Source organism: Oharaeibacter diazotrophicus (assembly GCF_004362745.1).
GTDB classification, from domain to species: domain Bacteria; phylum Pseudomonadota; class Alphaproteobacteria; order Rhizobiales; family Pleomorphomonadaceae; genus Oharaeibacter; species Oharaeibacter diazotrophicus.
In genome coordinates this window covers 59,296-75,886 of the sequence record NZ_SNXY01000007.1, presented here as the reverse complement: position 1 = coordinate 75,886, position 16,591 = coordinate 59,296, and the positions used below count along the sequence as shown (strand labels likewise).

15 protein-coding genes are annotated in these 16,591 nt (G+C 72.3%); 5 read left to right on the top strand and 10 right to left on the bottom strand.

All coding sequences use genetic code 11. The annotated features are described in order from the left end of the window. Positions 1 to 133 precede the first annotated feature (133 nt). The 5 genes from EDD54_RS08885 to EDD54_RS08865 form a co-directional block, all read right to left on the bottom strand. Complete coding sequence (locus tag EDD54_RS08885) at positions 134 to 1,999, bottom strand: PQQ-dependent dehydrogenase, methanol/ethanol family (RefSeq protein ID WP_126540836.1); 1,866 nt, start codon at positions 1,997 to 1,999, stop codon at positions 134 to 136. Between the two features lie 352 nt (positions 2,000 to 2,351). Beyond that, a complete protein-coding gene (locus EDD54_RS08880; protein WP_126540835.1) occupies positions 2,352 to 3,011 on the bottom strand; it encodes a response regulator in 660 nt (219 codons plus the stop codon). Continuing rightward, positions 3,008 to 4,393 carry a HAMP domain-containing sensor histidine kinase gene (locus tag EDD54_RS08875; protein WP_126540834.1) on the bottom strand — a complete coding sequence of 462 codons (1,386 nt, stop codon included), beginning with the start codon at positions 4,391 to 4,393 and terminating at the stop codon, positions 3,008 to 3,010. Before EDD54_RS08875 ends, EDD54_RS08880 begins: the two co-directional genes overlap by 4 nt. Before the next feature lie 339 nt (positions 4,394 to 4,732). Beyond that, a complete protein-coding gene (locus EDD54_RS08870; RefSeq protein ID WP_126540833.1) occupies positions 4,733 to 4,987 on the bottom strand; it encodes a DUF2312 domain-containing protein in 255 nt (84 codons plus the stop codon). Positions 4,988 to 5,158: 171 nt separating this feature from the next. Continuing rightward, positions 5,159 to 5,998: an N-formylglutamate amidohydrolase gene (locus EDD54_RS08865; protein WP_126540832.1), complete on the bottom strand. Its 840-nt coding sequence runs from the start codon at positions 5,996 to 5,998 to the stop codon at positions 5,159 to 5,161. Between the two features lie 188 nt (positions 5,999 to 6,186). On the opposite strand from EDD54_RS08865, the gene EDD54_RS08860 reads away from it, so the two are divergent. From EDD54_RS08860 to pyk, 3 genes are all read left to right on the top strand, one after another. Further along, positions 6,187 to 7,095: a DMT family transporter gene (locus EDD54_RS08860; protein WP_245515706.1), complete on the top strand. Its 909-nt coding sequence runs from the start codon at positions 6,187 to 6,189 to the stop codon at positions 7,093 to 7,095. 256 nt (positions 7,096 to 7,351) lie between these two features. Continuing rightward, positions 7,352 to 7,771, top strand: a complete 420-nt coding sequence (locus tag EDD54_RS08855) for a DUF1036 domain-containing protein (protein ID WP_321184090.1) — start codon at positions 7,352 to 7,354, stop codon at positions 7,769 to 7,771. After that, entirely contained in the window at positions 7,768 to 9,204 is a 1,437-nt protein-coding gene (gene pyk, locus EDD54_RS08850) for a pyruvate kinase (RefSeq protein ID WP_126540830.1), read from the top strand. Before EDD54_RS08855 ends, pyk begins: the two co-directional genes overlap by 4 nt. Before the next feature lie 159 nt (positions 9,205 to 9,363). Here the strand turns inward: pyk and EDD54_RS08845 are convergent, their stop codons facing one another. The 4 genes from EDD54_RS08845 to ykgO form a co-directional block, all read right to left on the bottom strand. Continuing rightward, positions 9,364 to 10,029 (bottom strand): TerC family protein, encoded by a 666-nt coding sequence (locus EDD54_RS08845; protein WP_126540829.1) that lies wholly within the window; start codon positions 10,027 to 10,029, stop codon positions 9,364 to 9,366. 229 nt (positions 10,030 to 10,258) lie between these two features. Continuing rightward, a complete protein-coding gene (locus tag EDD54_RS08840) occupies positions 10,259 to 11,266 on the bottom strand; it encodes an alpha/beta fold hydrolase (RefSeq protein ID WP_126540828.1) in 1,008 nt (335 codons plus the stop codon). Between the two features lie 22 nt (positions 11,267 to 11,288). Then, the gene (locus EDD54_RS08835; RefSeq protein WP_126540827.1) at positions 11,289 to 11,921 is read right to left on the bottom strand and encodes a tetratricopeptide repeat protein; all 633 of its coding nucleotides are present in this window, start codon (positions 11,919 to 11,921) and stop codon (positions 11,289 to 11,291) included. A gap of 77 nt (positions 11,922 to 11,998) precedes the next feature. Continuing rightward, complete coding sequence (gene ykgO, locus EDD54_RS08830; protein WP_126540826.1) at positions 11,999 to 12,124, bottom strand: type B 50S ribosomal protein L36; 126 nt, start codon at positions 12,122 to 12,124, stop codon at positions 11,999 to 12,001. Positions 12,125 to 12,405: 281 nt separating this feature from the next. Between ykgO and EDD54_RS08825 the strand changes: the two genes are divergently transcribed. Together EDD54_RS08825 and EDD54_RS08820 are read left to right on the top strand one after the other, a co-directional pair. Next, positions 12,406 to 13,122, top strand: a complete 717-nt coding sequence (locus EDD54_RS08825) for a ribonuclease activity regulator RraA (RefSeq protein ID WP_126540825.1) — start codon at positions 12,406 to 12,408, stop codon at positions 13,120 to 13,122. Positions 13,123 to 13,262: 140 nt separating this feature from the next. Then, a complete protein-coding gene (locus EDD54_RS08820) occupies positions 13,263 to 14,165 on the top strand; it encodes an endonuclease/exonuclease/phosphatase family protein (protein ID WP_126540824.1) in 903 nt (300 codons plus the stop codon). 13 nt (positions 14,166 to 14,178) lie between these two features. Here the strand turns inward: EDD54_RS08820 and EDD54_RS08815 are convergent, their stop codons facing one another. Continuing rightward, on the bottom strand, positions 14,179 to 16,572 hold the full coding sequence (locus tag EDD54_RS08815) for a transketolase-like TK C-terminal-containing protein (RefSeq protein WP_126540823.1): 2,394 nt from the start codon (positions 16,570 to 16,572) through the stop codon (positions 14,179 to 14,181). Between the last annotated feature and the right edge of the window lie 19 nt (positions 16,573 to 16,591).

Genomic DNA, 16,591 nt, shown 5'->3' with positions numbered 1-16,591 from the left:
CGAGCCGCTTTATCCTGCGGCCGGCACCGTATGATCAAATTAAAATCGTGTAATGCAGAATATTTATAAAGTAGAAATGCCGCATCGCCCGGCGAAACGATCGCCGGGCGATGTGTATTTCAAATGACGTTTCTCAGTAGACGCGGAAGGTGTAGAGCATGCCGCCCTGCGGGATCTTGTCGAGGCCGGCCGCCTTGGCCATCGCCGTCGCGCCGATCGCGCCGAACTTGTCGCTGAGGTCGAGGCCCGCGGTGATCGGCAGGCCGATCCAGCCGCCGATGCCGGCGAAGACCGAGACGTATTCCTTGCCGTCGATCTTGTAGGCGATCGGGTTGCCGATGATGCCGGAGCCGAGCTTGCGCTGCCACACCACCTTGCCGGTCTCGCGGTCGACGGCGCGGAAGTCGCCACCGAGCGAGCCGTAGAACACGAGGCCGCCGGCGGTGGTCAGGGTGCCAGACCAGTTCGGATACGGATCGGGGATCTCCCACACGGTCTCGCCGGTGAGCACGTTGAACTTCTTCAGCTTGCCCGTCACGCCCGGGACTTCCGGGTACATGTAGACGTTGGCGAAGACGTAGACCGTGCCCTGCTGGGTGTGGGTGCGCTGCTGCGGTTCGTCCTCCATGCACCAGTTGTTGGTGGGTACGTAGAACATCCACGGCTCCTTCGGGTCGACCGACGCCGGCTGCTGGTCCTTGCCGCCCATGGCGGAGGGGCAGGCCTGAACGTTGCGGCCGACTTCGAACGGCGAGTGCTCCTTGACCTTGACCGGGCGGCCGGTCTTGAGGTCGACGCTCTCGGCCCAGTTCACCGTCACGAACTTGTTGGCGCGCAGGAGCGTGCCGTCGGTGCGGTCGAGGACGTAGGCGAAACCGTTGCGGTCGAAGTTGACCAGCGTCTTGCGCATCGTCCCGTCGACTTCCATGTCGACCAGGATGTTCTCGTTGACGCCGTCGTAGTCCCACTGGTCGAACGGGGTCTTCTGGTAGGCCCAGACCAGTTCACCGGTGTCGACCTTGCGGGCCATGATGGTCATGGACCACTTGTTGTCCCACTTGCCGGTGTTGCAGGCCTCGTGGGTGTCGTCGCCGCAGCGGTAGGACGGCGACCAGTGGCCCGGGTTGCCGGTGCCGGCGTAGACCAGCTTCAGTTCCGGATCGTAGGAGAACCACGCCCAGGGCGAGCCGCCGCCGATCTTGTACTCGCCTTCCGGGTAGCTGTTCAGCGAGATGTCCGAGCCGGCGGTGCCGTATTCCGGGTGGGCCTTGTTGGTCTCGGCCGTCATGCAGGTGTCCGCGTCGGTGCCGGTCGAATGGCACTTCCAGACTTCCTTGCCGGTCTCGATGTCGTAGGCGACCATGCGGCCGCGGGCGGCGAACTCGTCGCCGCCGAAGCCGGCGATGACGTACTTGTCGGCGACCAGCGCCGGGCCGGTGTGGGTCTCGCCGTGCTCGGGATAGGCGTGCTTGACGACCCAGGCCTCCTTGCCGGTCTTGGCGTCGAGCGCGATCAGGTAGCCGTCGAGCGTGTGGAAGATCACCTTGCCGGCGGCGTAGTTGAGGCCGCGGTTGACCACGTCGCAGCAGGCGCGCGGCACGGCGGATTCGTCGCGGTCGGTCTTCTTGACGTAGTTCCAGATCGCCTTCGGATTGTCCGGGTCCGACAGGTCGAGCGCCTGGACGATGTTCGGCCAGGCCGAGACGAAGAACATCATCGGCTTGCCGTCGATCTCGACGACCACCGGCTGGCCCTCGTGGCCGCGCAGGGCGCCGGTCGACTGCGACCACACCATCTGCAGGCGGCCGACCGTGTCCTTGTTGATGTCGGACAGGGCGGAATAGCGCGTCAGCGCCATGTCGCGGCCGGGCGCCGGCCAGAGGTTGTCGTTCTTGGTCCTCTCGATGATCTCGTCGTTGGCGAGTGCCGCCCCGATTCCGCCGATCGCGCCGAGCGCGAGGCAGAGGGCGCCGGCGAGCCATTTCGCTCGAAGTGCCATGTGGTCCTCTCCCGTGGGTCCCGTTTCCCCCGACGCCGCCGGTACCCCCCGTCCGACGGCCTCCCTCGTTCCTCCCGCCGACCGAACCCCACGACACCGGCGCGCGGGACCGGTCGGCGAGCGCCCGAGGGAGGGCGCTCGCCGTCACCGATCGCGTGTACGTCGTGGAATCGGCTTGCCGGTCTCCGGAGGAGGGCCCGCGGCCGCCCTAGGGATGGCGGAAGCGACGAACTCCGAAGATGTCACGGAGGCTAGGACGATTGCCCGGAGACGGGAATGGGATGTTTTCCCTTGTTCGCTCCGGGACATTTCCCTTTCTGCCAGCATTACGTCGCCGTAATGCTGCGGTTGCTCAGTCGATCCGCGACGAGACGTCGCGCGTTTGTCCGAGAACTCGGATGTGCTGGTTCTCGATCGCGAAGCGGATCAGGTCGGCGGTGCGCTCGACGCCGAGTTTTTCCTTGATCCGCGTGCAGGTGTTGGCCACCGTCTTGTAGGCGACGCCGAGGGTGTCGGCGATGTCGGACAGGCTGCGGCCGTCGGCGAGCATCCGGAGGATCTCGAGCTCGCGCGCCGTCAGCTGGCTCGACGGCTCCTGCGGCGAGAAAGCCGACAGCGCCATCTCCTCGGCGATGCCGGTGTCGACGTAGGTCTCTCCGCGCGCCGCCCGCCTGACCGCGGTGAGCAGCTGGTCGGAGGTCGCGCTCTTCGAGACGTAGCCGATCGCTCCCGCCCGCCGCGCCGAGGTGGCGTAGACCACGTCCGAATACATGCTGAAGATCACCACCCGGGTGTCGGGATCCTCGCTGCGCAGCCGCCGGAGCAGCTCGAGGCCGCTGCCGCCCTTGAGGTTGATGTCGAGCACGACGACGTCGGGCCGCTCGCGCCGGAAGGCGGCGAGCGCGTCCTGGGTGGTCTCGGCCTCGCGGATCTCGACGCGGTCGATCGCGGCCAGGAGGCGCGCGACGCCTTCGCGGACGATCACGTGGTCGTCGACGACGAGGACCTTCATGGGCTGACGCCTTCTGCTTCGGCCGCGCGCGGCGCGGCGGAGGGGACGGGAATGCCGGCGACCGGGATCACCGCGGACACCGCGGTGCCGCGCCCGGTCGGCCGCGGTCCGATCGCGATCGATCCGCCGATCGCCTCGACGCGCTCGCGCATGCCGACGAGGCCGTAGCCGACCGGCGGGCCGGCGCGCGGGGCGAGGCCGGCGCCGTCGTCGACGACGCGGACCGCGACCTCGCCGCCGAGGTCGACCACCGCGATCTCGATCCGACGCGGCCGGGCGTGCTTGACCGCGTTGACCACCGCCTCGCGCACCACGGCGAGCACGACCGCGTCGACCTCCGGCCCGAAGCCGACGTCGGAAAGGTCGAGATCGAAGGCGGTCTCCGGCTCGCGGGACTGGTGAAAGGCGGCGAGTTCGCGGATCGCGGCGGCGAGCCCGAGGCTGCCGATCAGCCCGGGCCGGAGCCGGCCGAGGATGTCGCGGACGTAGGTGCGCGCCGCCGACGCCGCCTGCCGCGCCGCCGCGGCCTTGGCGGCGACGACGGATCCGCGCGGTCCGCCGCCGGTGGTCTCGACGACGCGGGCGATCTCGGCGACGTCGACGTCGACGGCGAACAGCAGCGGGCCGACCTCGTCGTGGAGTTCGCGGGCGAGTTCGGCGCGCTCCTCGTCCTGGAGGCGGACCAGTTGCTCGCCGAGCTGGCGGTTGCGCGCCGACATGTCGGCGAGCCGGCGCGCCATGTCGTTGCAGCCGCGGCAGAGCAGCGCCAGCTCCGGCGAGCCGCCGACCGGCACCGCGACGGCGTAGTCGCCCTGCCCGATCCGCCGCATCGCCTCGGAGAGGCCGGTGATCGGGGCGAGCGCCCGGCCGATCACCAGCGTCACGAAGGCGAAGGCGGCGACCGAGAAGCCGCCGAGCACCGTCAGGTTGAGCCGGACGTCGGCCCAGACCTCGTCGACCTCGCTGCGCGGGTCGGGATAGAGCGCGATCGAGCCGAGGTGGTTGCCGAGCACCGGCAGCGGCACCTGCTCGACCGGATAGGTCGGCGCCACCAGCTTCAGGAACCAGTCCGGCACCTCGTTGGCCGGCGGCGGGATCACCGAGCGCTTCATCTCGGCACCCGTGCCGTCGACCAGCGCCGCGGCGACGTGACGGTCGCCGTCGAAGATCTCGATGGTCTCCTCGAGGTAGGCGATCGGCCGGTAGCTGTCGCCGAGGTTCTCCAGCCGGCGCGCCACGGTGTTGCGCGCCACCTCCATGGCGGCGTCCATCTCGACCTCGACCTTGCGCTGGGCATGGTTGTAGGTGAGCGCGCCCCCGGCGATCAGCACCAGGACGAGCACGAGCGCGATCGCGCCCACGAGGCGAGCCTTCAGGGACACGGGTGACGGACCTCCCGATCCCGGTGATCCCCCCGCCGCCCGTCGAGTTCACGTTAAATTTCGGTCATCGGCCTGGGATCCGCGGTCGCCGCCCGCAACGACCGGGAATTCCTCCCGACACGACCGGACAATCTTCCCGGTCCGGTCCGGAAATCGGCGCCGCCGCGGCCCGCGGCCGCGTCGGCGCCCCGCGATTCCGCCGTTTCCGGCAGCGGGCGCAGGGTTCCCCGCCCACCGCGCGCGACCGACTGTCGCGCCGCGTCGGCCGCGGCGAGGCGCGAGGGGCGCCCGCCGGAGCAGTGCGGCGTCCCGATGGATCGGGACGCCGCGGAGCCGGCGTCACGCCATCCCAAGCGCGCTCTTGTAGAGCTCGAGGATCGCCTCTTCCTCTTCGCGCTCGTGCGGCTCCTTGGCGCGCAGGCGCACGATCGCGCGGATCGCCTTGATGTCGAAGCCGCGGCCCTTGGCTTCGGCGTAGACGTCGCGGACGTCGTCGGCGATCGCCTTCTTCTCTTCCTCGAGACGCTCGATGCGCTCGACGAACTGCTTCAGCTCCTCGGCGGCGACGCCGGTGTCGGCAACGTCTGCGACCATCGTCCTGATCTCCAAAGTCTGGCGGGGCCTCGGCCGCCGGTCGGGCGGCGCCCGCACGGGAAGCGCCGCGGACCCGCGGGGGCCGGGAACCCCGATGGCATCCATGGGCGGGCCGTCGGCGCTCGGCCCCGGCCCGGTCGGGCGGCATGAAGGCGGAAGAGCCCCCGCCCGTCAACCCGATTCGCCGGGTCGCCGCCGGCGGTGCCGGCCGGTGCGCGAGCCGTGCCGCTCGATCCGGTGCAGGGCGGGATCGGCGAGGATCGGCGCCAGCGCCGCCCACAGCCGGTCGGCCCAGGCGTCGGCGCCGGCGTCGTCGGCGACGAGGTCCTGGCGCACCTCGATCAGCGTGTGCGGCAGGCCGCGCGCGGTGCCGTGGCGGTTGAGCGTGTCGCCCTCGAGCGCGCCGTCGTAGGGCTGGTTGTCGCCGACGACGAGGTCGCCATCCGCCGCCAGCGCGGCGATCAGGTCGCGGCTGAGCCTCGGGTCGGCGTCCCACAGCACGGCGACGTGCCAGGGCCGCGCCCGGCCCTTCCAGGCCGGCGTGAACGAGTGCAGCGACACGATCGCCGGCACGACGCCCGCGGCGGCGAAGGCGTCGAGTTCGGCGGCGATCGCCGCGTGGTAGGGCCGGTGCAGCCGCGCGATCCGATCGGCGCGGCCCGCGGCGTCGATCGCCGCGTTGCCGGGCACCACCGCGCCGTCGGAGAGGCGCATCACCAGCGTCGGGTCGTCCTCGCCGCGGTTGGGGTCGATCACGAGGCGGGAGAAGCGCGTCAGCAGCGCCGGCGCGCCGGCGAGCGCCGCCAGCCGGCGCGTCAACCGGGCGGCGCCGATGTCGTAGGCGATGTGGCGGGCGAACTCGGCCGGCGGCAGGCCGAGCGCGCCGAAGGGCGCAGGCACCCGGTTGGAGGCGTGATCGCACAGGAACAGCACGCCGGAGGCGCGGGCGCCGTCGATCCGCTCGAACGGCGCATCGTCGTCGCAAACGGTGGACGGGGGAGCTTCGCACATGATCGCGAAGGGATATCGTTCCCGGCCGGTCTTGTCAGCCGCCTTTCCCCGGCGCACCATCGCGGGTAAGAAGCGGCGACCTCGTCCGTCCGCCGGGCCCCCTTCCGCCGCCCGGGACGCGCTCGGACCGCCGCGGCGGCCGCGCGGATCGGGCGCAACCAGCGGATCGGACCGAAGAAGAAGAGACCGTGCAGCAGCGAGCCGAAGCGACCGTCGCCGTCCCCGAGCCGTCCCCCGTCGATCGAACCGCCCTCGCCGTCGCCGCCCTGGTCGCCGGCGCGGTGGCGATGGGCGTGTCGCCGACCTTCGTCCGCCTCGCCGACGTCGGCCCGTTCGCCAGCGCCTTCTGGCGCGTCGCCCTCGCGCTGCCGATCCTGGCGGTGTGGGCGCTGTCCGACGGCGGCACCGCGGCGCTGCGCCGGGCCTTTTCGGCGCCCTCGGTCTGGGCCGCCGGCCTGTTCTTCTCCGGCGACCTGATCTGCTGGCACCTCGCGATCGTCAACACCTCGGTCGCCAACGCCACCTTCCTCGCCACCATGGCGCCGGTCTGGGTCGTGCTCGGCTCGGGTCTCTTCATCGGCGAGAGGGTGGAGAAGTCGGTGTTCGGAGGACTCGCGCTCTGCCTCGCCGGCGGCGCCGTGCTGATCGGCGGCTCCTACACGCTCGCCCCCGAGCACCTCGTCGGCGACCTCTACGGCCTCGCCACCTCGGTGTTCTTCGGCGCCTATTTCCTCGCCGTGCGCGTCGCCCGCCGCACCGCCACCTCCGGATCGATCACCTTCGTCAACACGGCGATCACCGCCGCCTGCCTGCTGGCGGTGGCGAGCGCGCTGGAGCCGCGGCTGCTGCCGTCGAGCGCGGGCGGCGTCGCGGCGCTGTTCGCCCTCGCCTTCGTCAGCCACGCCGGCGGCCAGGGCCTGCTCGCCTTCGCCCTCGGCCACCTCTCCGCCGCCTTCTCCTCGCTGGTGATCTTCCTCGAGGCGATCGCCGCCGCGCTGGTCGCCTGGGCCGTGCTCGGCGAGACGCTCGGCTGGCAGCAGGTCGTCGGCGGCCTCGCCATCCTCGCCGGCATCTTCGTCGCGAGGCCGCGGTCGTGAGCCCCGCGGCGCGCCGGGTCGCCGCGGCCGGGCCGGCCGAGGCCGCCGCACGGCGCAGGCGGTGGGCAACGATCTGCGCAGGACGCATGACAAGGCCAAGCACAAGGCCGAGCCATGCGATCTCTCGCGTTGACTGCCGGTGTCCCTCACGCGATAAGGCGGACGCTCGACGATGTGCTCGACGATGAAGGCCTCTGCGGAATCACGGACTTCGGCAGGCCGGCGGCCCGGTGCGCGCACGGGGCTCGGGCTGGTCGTGCCCGCGCTCGCCGCGGCGACCCTGCTCGCGGGCGCGGCGCCGGCACTGGCCGACCTGCGTCTCTGCAACAAGACCGACAGCACCGTCTCCGTCGCCATCGGCTACAAGGCCAAGGACGGCTGGCGATCGGAAGGTTGGTGGAACATCGGCGGGCAGAAGTGCGGGACGCTCCTCTCCGGGGCGCTGGGGTCACGGTACTATTATCTCTACGCGGTAGACGCCAATCGAGGCGGGGAGTGGAGCGGCAAGGCGACCATGTGCACCCGGCGCAAGATGTTCACCATCGTCGGCGTCGAGGACTGCGTCGCGCGCGGCTACGAGCGGACCGGTTTCTTCGAGATCGACACCGCCGAGCAGCGCAGCTGGACCGTCCATCTCTACCAGCCGACGCAGAAGGGCAACGGGGCGATCCGATGAGACGCAATCGCAAGGTCAAGATCCTCGCCACCCTCGGGCCGGCGTCGTCGGAACAGTCGGTGATCGCCGCGCTCTACCGCGCCGGCGCCGACCTGTTCCGCATCAACATGAGCCACACCAGCCACGACAAGCTGCGCGAGCTGGTGACGCGGATCCGCGCCGTCGAGCACGAGTTCGGCCGGCCGATCGGCATCCTCGCCGACCTGCAGGGCCCGAAGCTGCGCCTCGGCACCTTCGCGTCCGGTCCGCAGATGATCGAGATCGGCCAGCGCTTCACGCTCCACCGCGGCAAGGTCGACGGCGACCGCAACGGCGTGCACCTGCCGCACGAGGACATCATGGACGCCCTGCGTCCCGGGCACCGGCTGCTGATCGACGACGGCAAGCTGCGCCTGCGCACGATCTCCAACGACGGCGAGACCGCCGTCACCGAGGTCGAGGTCGGCGGCAAGATCTCCGACCGCAAGGGCATCTCGCTGCCCGACACCATCCTGACCTCGGGCGCCATGACCGAGAAGGACCACGCCGACCTCCTCGCCGCGCTCGACGCCGAGGTCGACTGGATCGCCCTCTCCTTCGTGCAGCGCGCCGAGGACGTCGCCGACGTCCGCAAGATCGTGCGCGGCAAGGCCGGCGTGATGTCGAAGATCGAGAAGCCGCAGGCGGTCGAGCGGCTCGACGAGATCATGGAGCTGTCCGACGCGCTGATGGTCGCCCGCGGCGACCTCGGCGTCGAGATGCCACTCGAGGCGGTGCCGGGCATCCAGAAGCGCATCACCCGCATGTGCCGCAAGGCCGGCAAGCCGGTGATCGTCGCCACCCAGATGCTGGAATCGATGATCCAGTCGCCGGTGCCGACCCGCGCCGAGACCTCCGACGTCGCCACCGCGGTGTTCGAGGGCGCCGACGCCATCATGCTCTCGGCCGAATCCGCCGCCGGCGCCTACCCGGTCGAGGCGGTCGAGACCATGAGCCGGATCGCCGAGGCGCAGGAGCGCAACGAGTACTACTCCTCGATCCTGCACGCCCAGCGCCCGGACCCGCAGCAGACCGGCGCCGACGTGATCTCCTCGGCCGCCCGCCAGATCGCCGAGACGCTCGGCGTCGCCGCCATCGTCTGCTTCACCTCCTCGGGCGCCACCGGCATCCGCGCTTCGCGCGAGCGGCCGTCGACGCCGATCATCGCGCTGTCGCCGAACCGGGCGATGGCGCGCCGGCTGGCGCTGGTCTGGGGCCTGCACAGCGTCGTCGGCGACGACGCCCGCAGCCTCGACGACCTCGTCGACCGCTCCTGCCGGATCGCCTACGAGGAGGGCTTCGGCCGTCCCGGCCAGCGCATCATCATCACCGCCGGCGTGCCCTTCGGCACCCCGGGCGCGACCAACCTCCTGCGCATCGCCTTCATCGGCGCCGACGGCCTCAGCGGCATCTGAGCACGCCCGAGGGATCTCGAACACGGAAACGGCCGCCGCATCCCGGGATGCGGCGGCCGTTTCCGTTTTCGGCGCGCTGGGCCCGACCGGCAAACCGGCCGAACGGCGCGTCCGCGCACGAGTCCCGGCGCACCGGCACTCGCGCGCGGACGGGCAGCATCACATGGTCGCGGCGACGGCGGCGACCGCCGGCCAGACCTCGTGGGCGCCGCGCCAGATCATCTCGATCGCGACGTAGAGGATGATCGCGAGGCCGACGTAGGCGATCCAGCGGAAGCGGTTGAGCAGGCGGGCGATGAAGCTCGCGGCGATGCCCATCAGGGCGATCGACAGCACGAGGCCGATCACCAGCACGGTCGGGTGCTCGCGGGCGGCGCCGGCGACCGCCAGCACGTTGTCGAGCGACATCGAGACGTCGGCGACCACGATCTGCCACGCCGCCTGGGCGAAGGTCTTCTGCGGCGCACCGCCGGCGATGGTGCCGTCGGCGTTCAGGTCCTCGCCGGCGAGGGCCTCCTCCGCCGCGGCCTCCTCGGCGTGCGAGGAGCGCAGCTCGCGCCACATCTTCCAGCACACCCACAGGAGCAGGATACCGCCGACCAGCAAGAGGCCGAGGATCTGGAGCAGTTGCGTCGCCGCGGCGGCGAAGCCGATGCGCAGTACGGTGGCGGCGACGATGCCGACCAGGATCGCCTTGGCGCGCTGGGCCTTGGGCAGGCCGGCGGCGGCGAGACCGATGACGATCGCGTTGTCGCCGGCCAGCACCAGGTCGATCGCGATGACCTGGAGTAGCGCGGCGAGACCCGCGGAGGTGAAGATTTCCATGTTCGACCAAACCTCGAGAGATCGAGGTCCGGCGACGGGCAGGCCAGCCGTCAACGCTTCGCGACGAAGGGAGGGAAGCGCGGGGGAGTGGATCGCACCGTGCCGAACCGACGTGGGATCCAGTCCGACATCGCAGCCCGGTGCGGACTGCCAGAGGGGCCCGGCCTGGTGTTCATGATCGCGGCGGGCCGGCGTGCGCGAGCGCCGCCGTCGGTCCGTCGGCGTCCGTCTAACCGCTTTCCGGCACCGCGCGCAAGGGGGCAGACGCGCCGGCATCGGCGCTTTCCCGCGCCGCCGCCGCCACCCGCGCGATCGCCGCCACCACGGCCTCCGGCCGGGTGTGGTGCGGCATGTGCCCGGCGCCCGGCAGCAGCACCAGTTCGGCGCCGGCGATGTCGCGCACCAGCCCCTCGGAATGGATCGCCGGCAGCACCACCGTATCGGCGTCGCCGGTGACGACCGCCGTGGGCACCGCGATCTCGGGGTATCGCGGCGCGAGGGCCGCGACGTTGGCCGCGAGGTCGGCGACGTCGCGGGCGTTGGCGAGGAATGTCTCCGGCCTCAGCACCAGCGCGATCCGCGCCACCTCCGGATAGGCCGGCGGCATCGGCTCCGGATGGAACACGCCGGCGGCCGCCGGCCGCAAGAGCAGCGCGCCGACCGGCAGCGCCAGCGTCCAGGCGAACAGCCGGCCGAGCACCGGCAGGGTCGAGACGGTGTAGTACCACGTGACGCCGCCCGGCCAGGGATGGGTCGCCGGTGCGACGAACACCAGTCCGGCCACCTTGTCGGGCCGGGTCACCGCCAACGCCGCGGCGACGGCGCCGCCCCAGGAATGACCGACCACCACGGCACGGTCGACGCCGAGGCGGTCGAGCAGCCCGGCGGCGATCCGCGCCTGCTCGACCGGCGCGGACATCCGCCGCGGCCCGCGCGCCGAATGGCCGTGGCCGGGCCGGTCGAACCAGATCGTCCGCCGGTCGGCGAGCCTGGGCCCGAGCGCGGCGCGCAATTCGTCGAGATTGCCGCTGGCGCCGTGCACGAACAGCACGGGGAGCGCCTCGCCGCCGGCGGGATCCGGCGCGACGTCGACCACGTGGACGGAAAGGCCGTCGACGTCGACGATCCGGCCATGCGGCGGATGGCGGCGGTCGATCGCGGCGGCACCGACGGCGCTCGCCACGGCGAGCACGGCGCCCGCGCCGGCGAGACCCGCGAGGAGGGTGAGGAGGATCATCGGGGGCGGGTCCGGCCGGCGGTCAGGTCGGGCTGCCCTTGTCGGCGGCCTCGAGGTCGTCGAGCCGTTCCTTGACCCCGGTCAGATTGGGATGCAGCGCCAGCGCCTTGCGGAAGATCTCCTCGGCGCGGCGGGTGTCGCCGATGTCGGCGAGGATGGCGCCGAAGCCGGACAGCGCCCCGAAGTGCCGCGGCTCCAGCGCCAGCGTGGCGCGGATGTCGCGCAGCGCCAAGCGGTAGTCGTCGGTGAGGTAGTGGACCGTGGCGCGGCGGTTGTAGCCCTCGGCGAAGTCCGGCTTCAGCACCAGCACCTCGTCGAGGAGATCGAGCGCGCGCGGATAGTTCTTCTCGCCGATCGCCTTGTCGGCCCAACCCATCATCAGGTCGACGGTGGCGCTGCCGGAGCGCGTCCACAGCTGCAGGATCTTCTGCTCGGCCGGGTGGGCCTCGCCGGCCGACTTGGCGCTCGCGAGCCGGGCAAACAGGTCGTCGAGCTCGGCGCGGCCCGAATCCGCCAGCGCCGAGCGCACGGTCCGATCGGCCTGCCGCGGCGGCGCGGCCGGTTGCTCGAGGGGACCGAGGAGGGTCTCCTCCGCCCGGACGGGGCCGGCGGCGAGGAGGAGGACGGCGAGGAGGGACGGCCAAAACGAACGCATGCCGGGAAGATAGTCCTCCCGGCATGCGCCGTCGAGATCGCGAAGTCCGAAGGGCCGAGGAAAGCGGCCCGACGCCGTCAGCCCTGGCGGGCCTTGTAGCGCGGGTTCTTCTTGTTGATGATGTAGATGCGGCCCTTGCGGCGCACGAGCCGGTTGTTGCGGTCGCGGCCGAGCAGCGACTTGAGCGAGTTCTTGATCTTCATCGGGTCCATCCCCTCGGACCCGGCCGCGGTTCGGGCGGGCGCCTCTAGGGGCGCCCAGGCCGTCGTCGCGTGGATCCGCTGTGCCTGAACGAAATCCGGCAGGACCGGTCAAGGCCCTGCCGCGAAGTCGGGCGGACCATAAGGACCGACCCGCGGCCCGTCAATAGCGCGTCCGGCGGCAGCGGCGTTTTTCCGCCCGCCGCCGCGACGAAACCGGGTGCCCGCGGCGGCGCGACCTGCTAGGCCGTTGCCGGATGCCAACCGCCACGGGACGACCCGCGATGACCACGGACGCCTCCCCCCTCGACCCGGCGACGGCGGCAGTGCTCGCCACGCTCTCGACGGCGACCGTCACCACCATCCTGCTCGGCAAGGGCCTGCGCAACGTCTGGATGCGCGGCCCGGTCGCCCAGCGCGACGACGGCCGCCGCGTCGTCGGCCCGGCCTTCACGCTGCGCTTCGTGCCGGCGCGCGAGGACCTCGCGACGCCGGCCTCGTGGGCCTCGCCGATCTCGACCCGCGCCGCGATCGAGGCGATGCCGCCCGGCGCCGTGGTGGTCGCCGACGCCATGGGCGTCACCGACGCCGGCGTCTTCGGCGACATCCTGGCCGCGCGGCTCGCCCGCCGCGGCGCCGCCGCCCTCGTCACCGACGGCGCGGTGCGCGACCGCGCCGGCGTGCTGGCGACCGGGCTGCCGCTGTGGTGCGCCGGCGCGGCGGCGCCGCCCTCGGTCGCCGGCCTCACCTTCGTCGCCTGGGACCAACCGGTCGGCTGCGGCGGCGTCGCGGTGTTCCCGCGCGACGTGATCGTCGCCGACGGCGACGGCGCCGTCGTGATCCCGGCCGCCCTCGTCGCCGACGTCGTCGCCGCCGGTCCCGAGCAGGAGCGCCGCGAGGCCTGGATCATGACCGAGGTCGAGCGCGGCGTCGCGCTTCCCGGGCTCTACCCGATGAACGCCGAGACCCGCGCCCGTTACGAGGCCGAGCGCGACGCCTGAACTCGCGGGCGCGCTACGGGCGCCGCCCGTCCCCTGCCGCATTCGCCTGCCAGAGCCGCGGGCGATCCGGGAGCCGCCGCTTCCGGCCATCCACCCGGCGCGGGTCCTCCCGTCCGCGCCGATCTCCGAACGAGGGACCGATGACGCTCGCGCGTTCGCGCCTTGAACGAGCCCTCCTCGCCTGGCGCGGCACCCGCGGCCGGCGCCGCGAACGGCTCGCCGCCGCGCTCGACGCCGTGCTGCCGGCCCGCGCCGCCGACGTCGCCTTCCCCGCCGAGCCGGCGCGGACGTCGCGCATCGTCGTCGCCACCTACAACGTCCACAAGTGCGTCGGCACCGACGGCCGCTTCGATCCCGACCGCATCGCCGACGTCGTCGCCGAACTCGGCGCCGACGTGCTGGCCCTCCAGGAGGCCGACCGCCGGCTCGGCCTGCGCAACGGTCTCCTCGACCTCGAGCGCCTCGCCCGCACCACCGGCCTCGAACTGGTGCCGGTCGCGATGCGCCCGCTCAGCCACGGCTGGCACGGCAACGCCCTGTTCGTGCGCGGCGGCGCGGTCCGGCGGATCAAGCGCGTGCCGCTGCCGCAGGCCGAGCCGCGCGGCGCGGTGCTCGCCGAGATCGACCTGCCCGCCGGGCGCCTGCGCGTCGTCGGCGCCCATCTCGGGCTCCTGAAGCGCAGCCGGCGTCGCCAGACCGCGGCGCTGCTGGCCGCGCTCGAGCGCGCCGAGCCGATGCCGACGGTGATGATGGGCGACTTCAACGAGTGGCGGCCCGGCCGCCCCGACTGCCCGCTCGCCGAGCTCGAGCCGCTGTTCGGCCCGACCCGGCAGCACCACCCGAGCTTTCCCTCGCGCCGGCCGATCTTCGCGCTCGACCGCATCCTCGGCTGGCCGATCGGGGCGGTCGAGGCGATCGCCGTCCACGACACCCCGCTGGCGCGCGTCGCCTCCGACCACCTGCCGCTGAAGGCGCTGGTCGACCTCGCGGTGCCGCTGCCGGTCGGCACCGTCGAGGCGGATGCCGCCGCCCGCCGCGACTGACCGCGGTGCTCCCTCAGGCCAGCGACCCGAGCCGCCGCACCGGCCGGCCCGGCGACACCGCGCTCACCGCGTGGGCGATGGCGTTGGCGTCGATGCCGTAGGCGTGGAAGAGGTCCGGGATCGTGCCGGACTGCCCGAAGTGCTCGACGCCGAGCGGCTTGACCCGGTGGCCGCGCACCGCGCCGATCCACGACAGCGCCGTCGGATGACCGTCGAGCACGGTGACGAGGCCGGCGTCGCGCGGCAGGGCGTCGAGCAGGCGCTCGACGTGGCAGGTGGCCGTGGCACGGCCGCGCTGGCGGGCGCGCTCGGCGGCGTGCCAGCCGGCCGAGAGCCGGTCGGCCGAGGTCACCGCCAGCACCGCGACGCCGCGGCGGTCCTCGGCGAGCAGGCCGGCCGCCTCGATCGCCTCCGGCGCCAACGCGCCCTGATAGACGATCGCGACCTCGCAGGTCGGCTCCGGCGGCCGCAGCCAGTAGCCGCCGTCGATGATCGCGCGCGTCAGGTCGCCGTCGAGGGTGCGCGGGATCTGTTCCAGCGGCCGGGTGGTCAGGCGCAGGTAGACCGAGCCGCCGGTCTCGTCGCGCAGCCAGCTGCGCTCGTCCGGCTCGCCCTCGCCGGAGCGTTGCAGGTAGTCGAAGCTCCAGGCCATGATCGCCGCGAGTTCGTCGGCGAAGGCGGGCTCAAAGGCGGCGAGGCCGTCCTGGGCGATGCCGATCAGCGGCGTGCCGATCGACTGGTGCGCGCCGCCCTCCGGCGCCAGCGCCAGCCCCGACGGCGTCGCGACCAGCAGGAACCGGGCGCCCTGGTAGCAGGCGTAGTTGAGGGCGTCGAGGCCGCGGGCGATGAAGGGGTCGTAGAGCGTTCCGACCGGGATCAGCCGCTCGCCGAACAGCGAATGCGACAGCCCGAGCGCGGCGAGCATGATGAAGAGATTGTTCTCGGCGATGCCGAGCTCGACGTGCTGGCCGGCGGGGCTCATCGCCCATTTCTGCACCGAAGCGACCTTCTCGTCGGAGAACACGTCGGCGACGGTGCTCCGGGCGAACAGGCCGCGGCGGTTGATCCACGGCCCGAGGTTGGTCGACACCGAGACGTCCGGCGAGGTGGTGACGATGCGCCGGGCGAGGTCGTCGCTCCCGCGGGCGATCTCGCCGAGGATCTTGCCGAAGGCCTCCTGGGTCGACATCACGGGCGCCACGCCGTAGGCGAGCGTCGCCGGCACCGGCACCGCCGCGGACTCGAACCGCCGCCGGCCGCGGGCGGCGAAGGGCACGGCGTCGAGCGCGGCGGCGAGCCGCTCCGCCGGCAACCGCAGCCCCTCGACCGGCTCCCATTCGCGGCCGGGCCGCACGGCCATCGCGGCGCGCAGCGTCTCGAGCTGGGCCGTCGTCATCAGGCCGGCGTGGTTGTCCTTGTGGCCGGCGAGCGGCAGGCCGTGGCCCTTGATGGTGTAGGCGAGGAACAGGATCGGCCGGTCGTGGTCGACCGCGGCGAAGCTGTCGACCAGCAGCCCGAGGTCGTGACCGCCGAGGTTGGCCATTAGCGCCGCCAGCGCCGGGTCGTCGCGCCGCTCCACCAGCGCCGTCGCCTCGGCGTCGCCGGCGAAGGCGGCGGACAGCCGGGCCCGCCAGGCCGCGCCGCCCTGGAAGCAGAGCGCGGAATAGAGCGCGTTCGGGCAGTCGTCGATGAAGGCCTTCAGCCGCGCCCCGCCCGGTTCACGGAAGGCGGCCTCCTGCAGCCGGCCGTATTTCAGCACCGTCACGTCCCAGCCGCAGGAGCGGAAGATCGAGACGAAGCGCTCGTTCAGCCCCTCGCGGACGATGCCGTCGAGGCTCTGGCGGTTGTAGTCGACGATCCACCAGCAGTTCCGCAGGCCGTGCTTGGCTCCCTCGAGCAGGCATTCGTAGATGTTGCCCTCGTCGAGCTCGGCGTCGCCGACGAGGGCGATCATCCGCCCCTCCCCCGCCGCCGGCCGGGCCCAGTCCTTGGCGCGGACGTAGTCCTGGACGAGGCTGGCGAAGGCGGTCATCGCCACGCCGAGGCCGACCGAGCCGGTCGAGAAGTCGACGTCGTCGACGTCCTTGGTGCGCGAGGGATAGCTCTGCGCGCCGCCGAAGCTGCGGAAGCGCTCCAGCTTGTCGCGGGTCTGCAACCCGAGGAGATACTGGATCGCGTGGAACACCGGGCTCGCGTGCGGCTTGACCGCGACGCGGTCCTCCGGCCGGAGGATCGCGAAGTAGAGTGCCGTCATGATCGTGGCGATCGAGGCGGAGGAGGCCTGATGGCCGCCGACCTTCAATCCGTCCGGCTTGTCGCGCAGGTGGTTGGCGGCGTGGATCGTCCACGTCGACAGCCACAGTACCTTGCGCTCGAGCTCGCCGAGCACCTCGAGATCCACCGCCATCGGAGCCTCCCTCCCCGGA

Bases quoted from the DNA above. Each gene is read 5' to 3' on its own strand.
- EDD54_RS08880 (WP_126540835.1), bottom strand. From the start codon at position 3,011: ATGAAGGTCCTCGTCGTCGACGACCACGTGATCGTCCGCGAAGGCGTC.
- EDD54_RS08835 (WP_126540827.1), bottom strand. From the start codon at position 11,921: ATGCGTTCGTTTTGGCCGTCCCTCCTCGCCGTCCTCCTCCTCGCCGCC.
- EDD54_RS08845 (WP_126540829.1), bottom strand. From the start codon at position 10,029: ATGGAAATCTTCACCTCCGCGGGTCTCGCCGCGCTACTCCAGGTCATC.
- EDD54_RS08840 (WP_126540828.1), bottom strand. From the start codon at position 11,266: ATGATCCTCCTCACCCTCCTCGCGGGTCTCGCCGGCGCGGGCGCCGTG.
- EDD54_RS08825 (WP_126540825.1), top strand. From the start codon at position 12,406: ATGACCACGGACGCCTCCCCCCTCGACCCGGCGACGGCGGCAGTGCTC.
- ykgO (WP_126540826.1), bottom strand. From the start codon at position 12,124: ATGAAGATCAAGAACTCGCTCAAGTCGCTGCTCGGCCGCGACCGCAAC.
- EDD54_RS08870 (WP_126540833.1), bottom strand. From the start codon at position 4,987: ATGGTCGCAGACGTTGCCGACACCGGCGTCGCCGCCGAGGAGCTGAAG.
- pyk (WP_126540830.1), top strand. From the start codon at position 7,768: ATGAGACGCAATCGCAAGGTCAAGATCCTCGCCACCCTCGGGCCGGCG.
- EDD54_RS08815 (WP_126540823.1), bottom strand. From the start codon at position 16,572: ATGGCGGTGGATCTCGAGGTGCTCGGCGAGCTCGAGCGCAAGGTACTG.
- EDD54_RS08885 (WP_126540836.1), bottom strand. From the start codon at position 1,999: ATGGCACTTCGAGCGAAATGGCTCGCCGGCGCCCTCTGCCTCGCGCTC.
- EDD54_RS08820 (WP_126540824.1), top strand. From the start codon at position 13,263: ATGACGCTCGCGCGTTCGCGCCTTGAACGAGCCCTCCTCGCCTGGCGC.
- EDD54_RS08865 (WP_126540832.1), bottom strand. From the start codon at position 5,998: ATGTGCGAAGCTCCCCCGTCCACCGTTTGCGACGACGATGCGCCGTTC.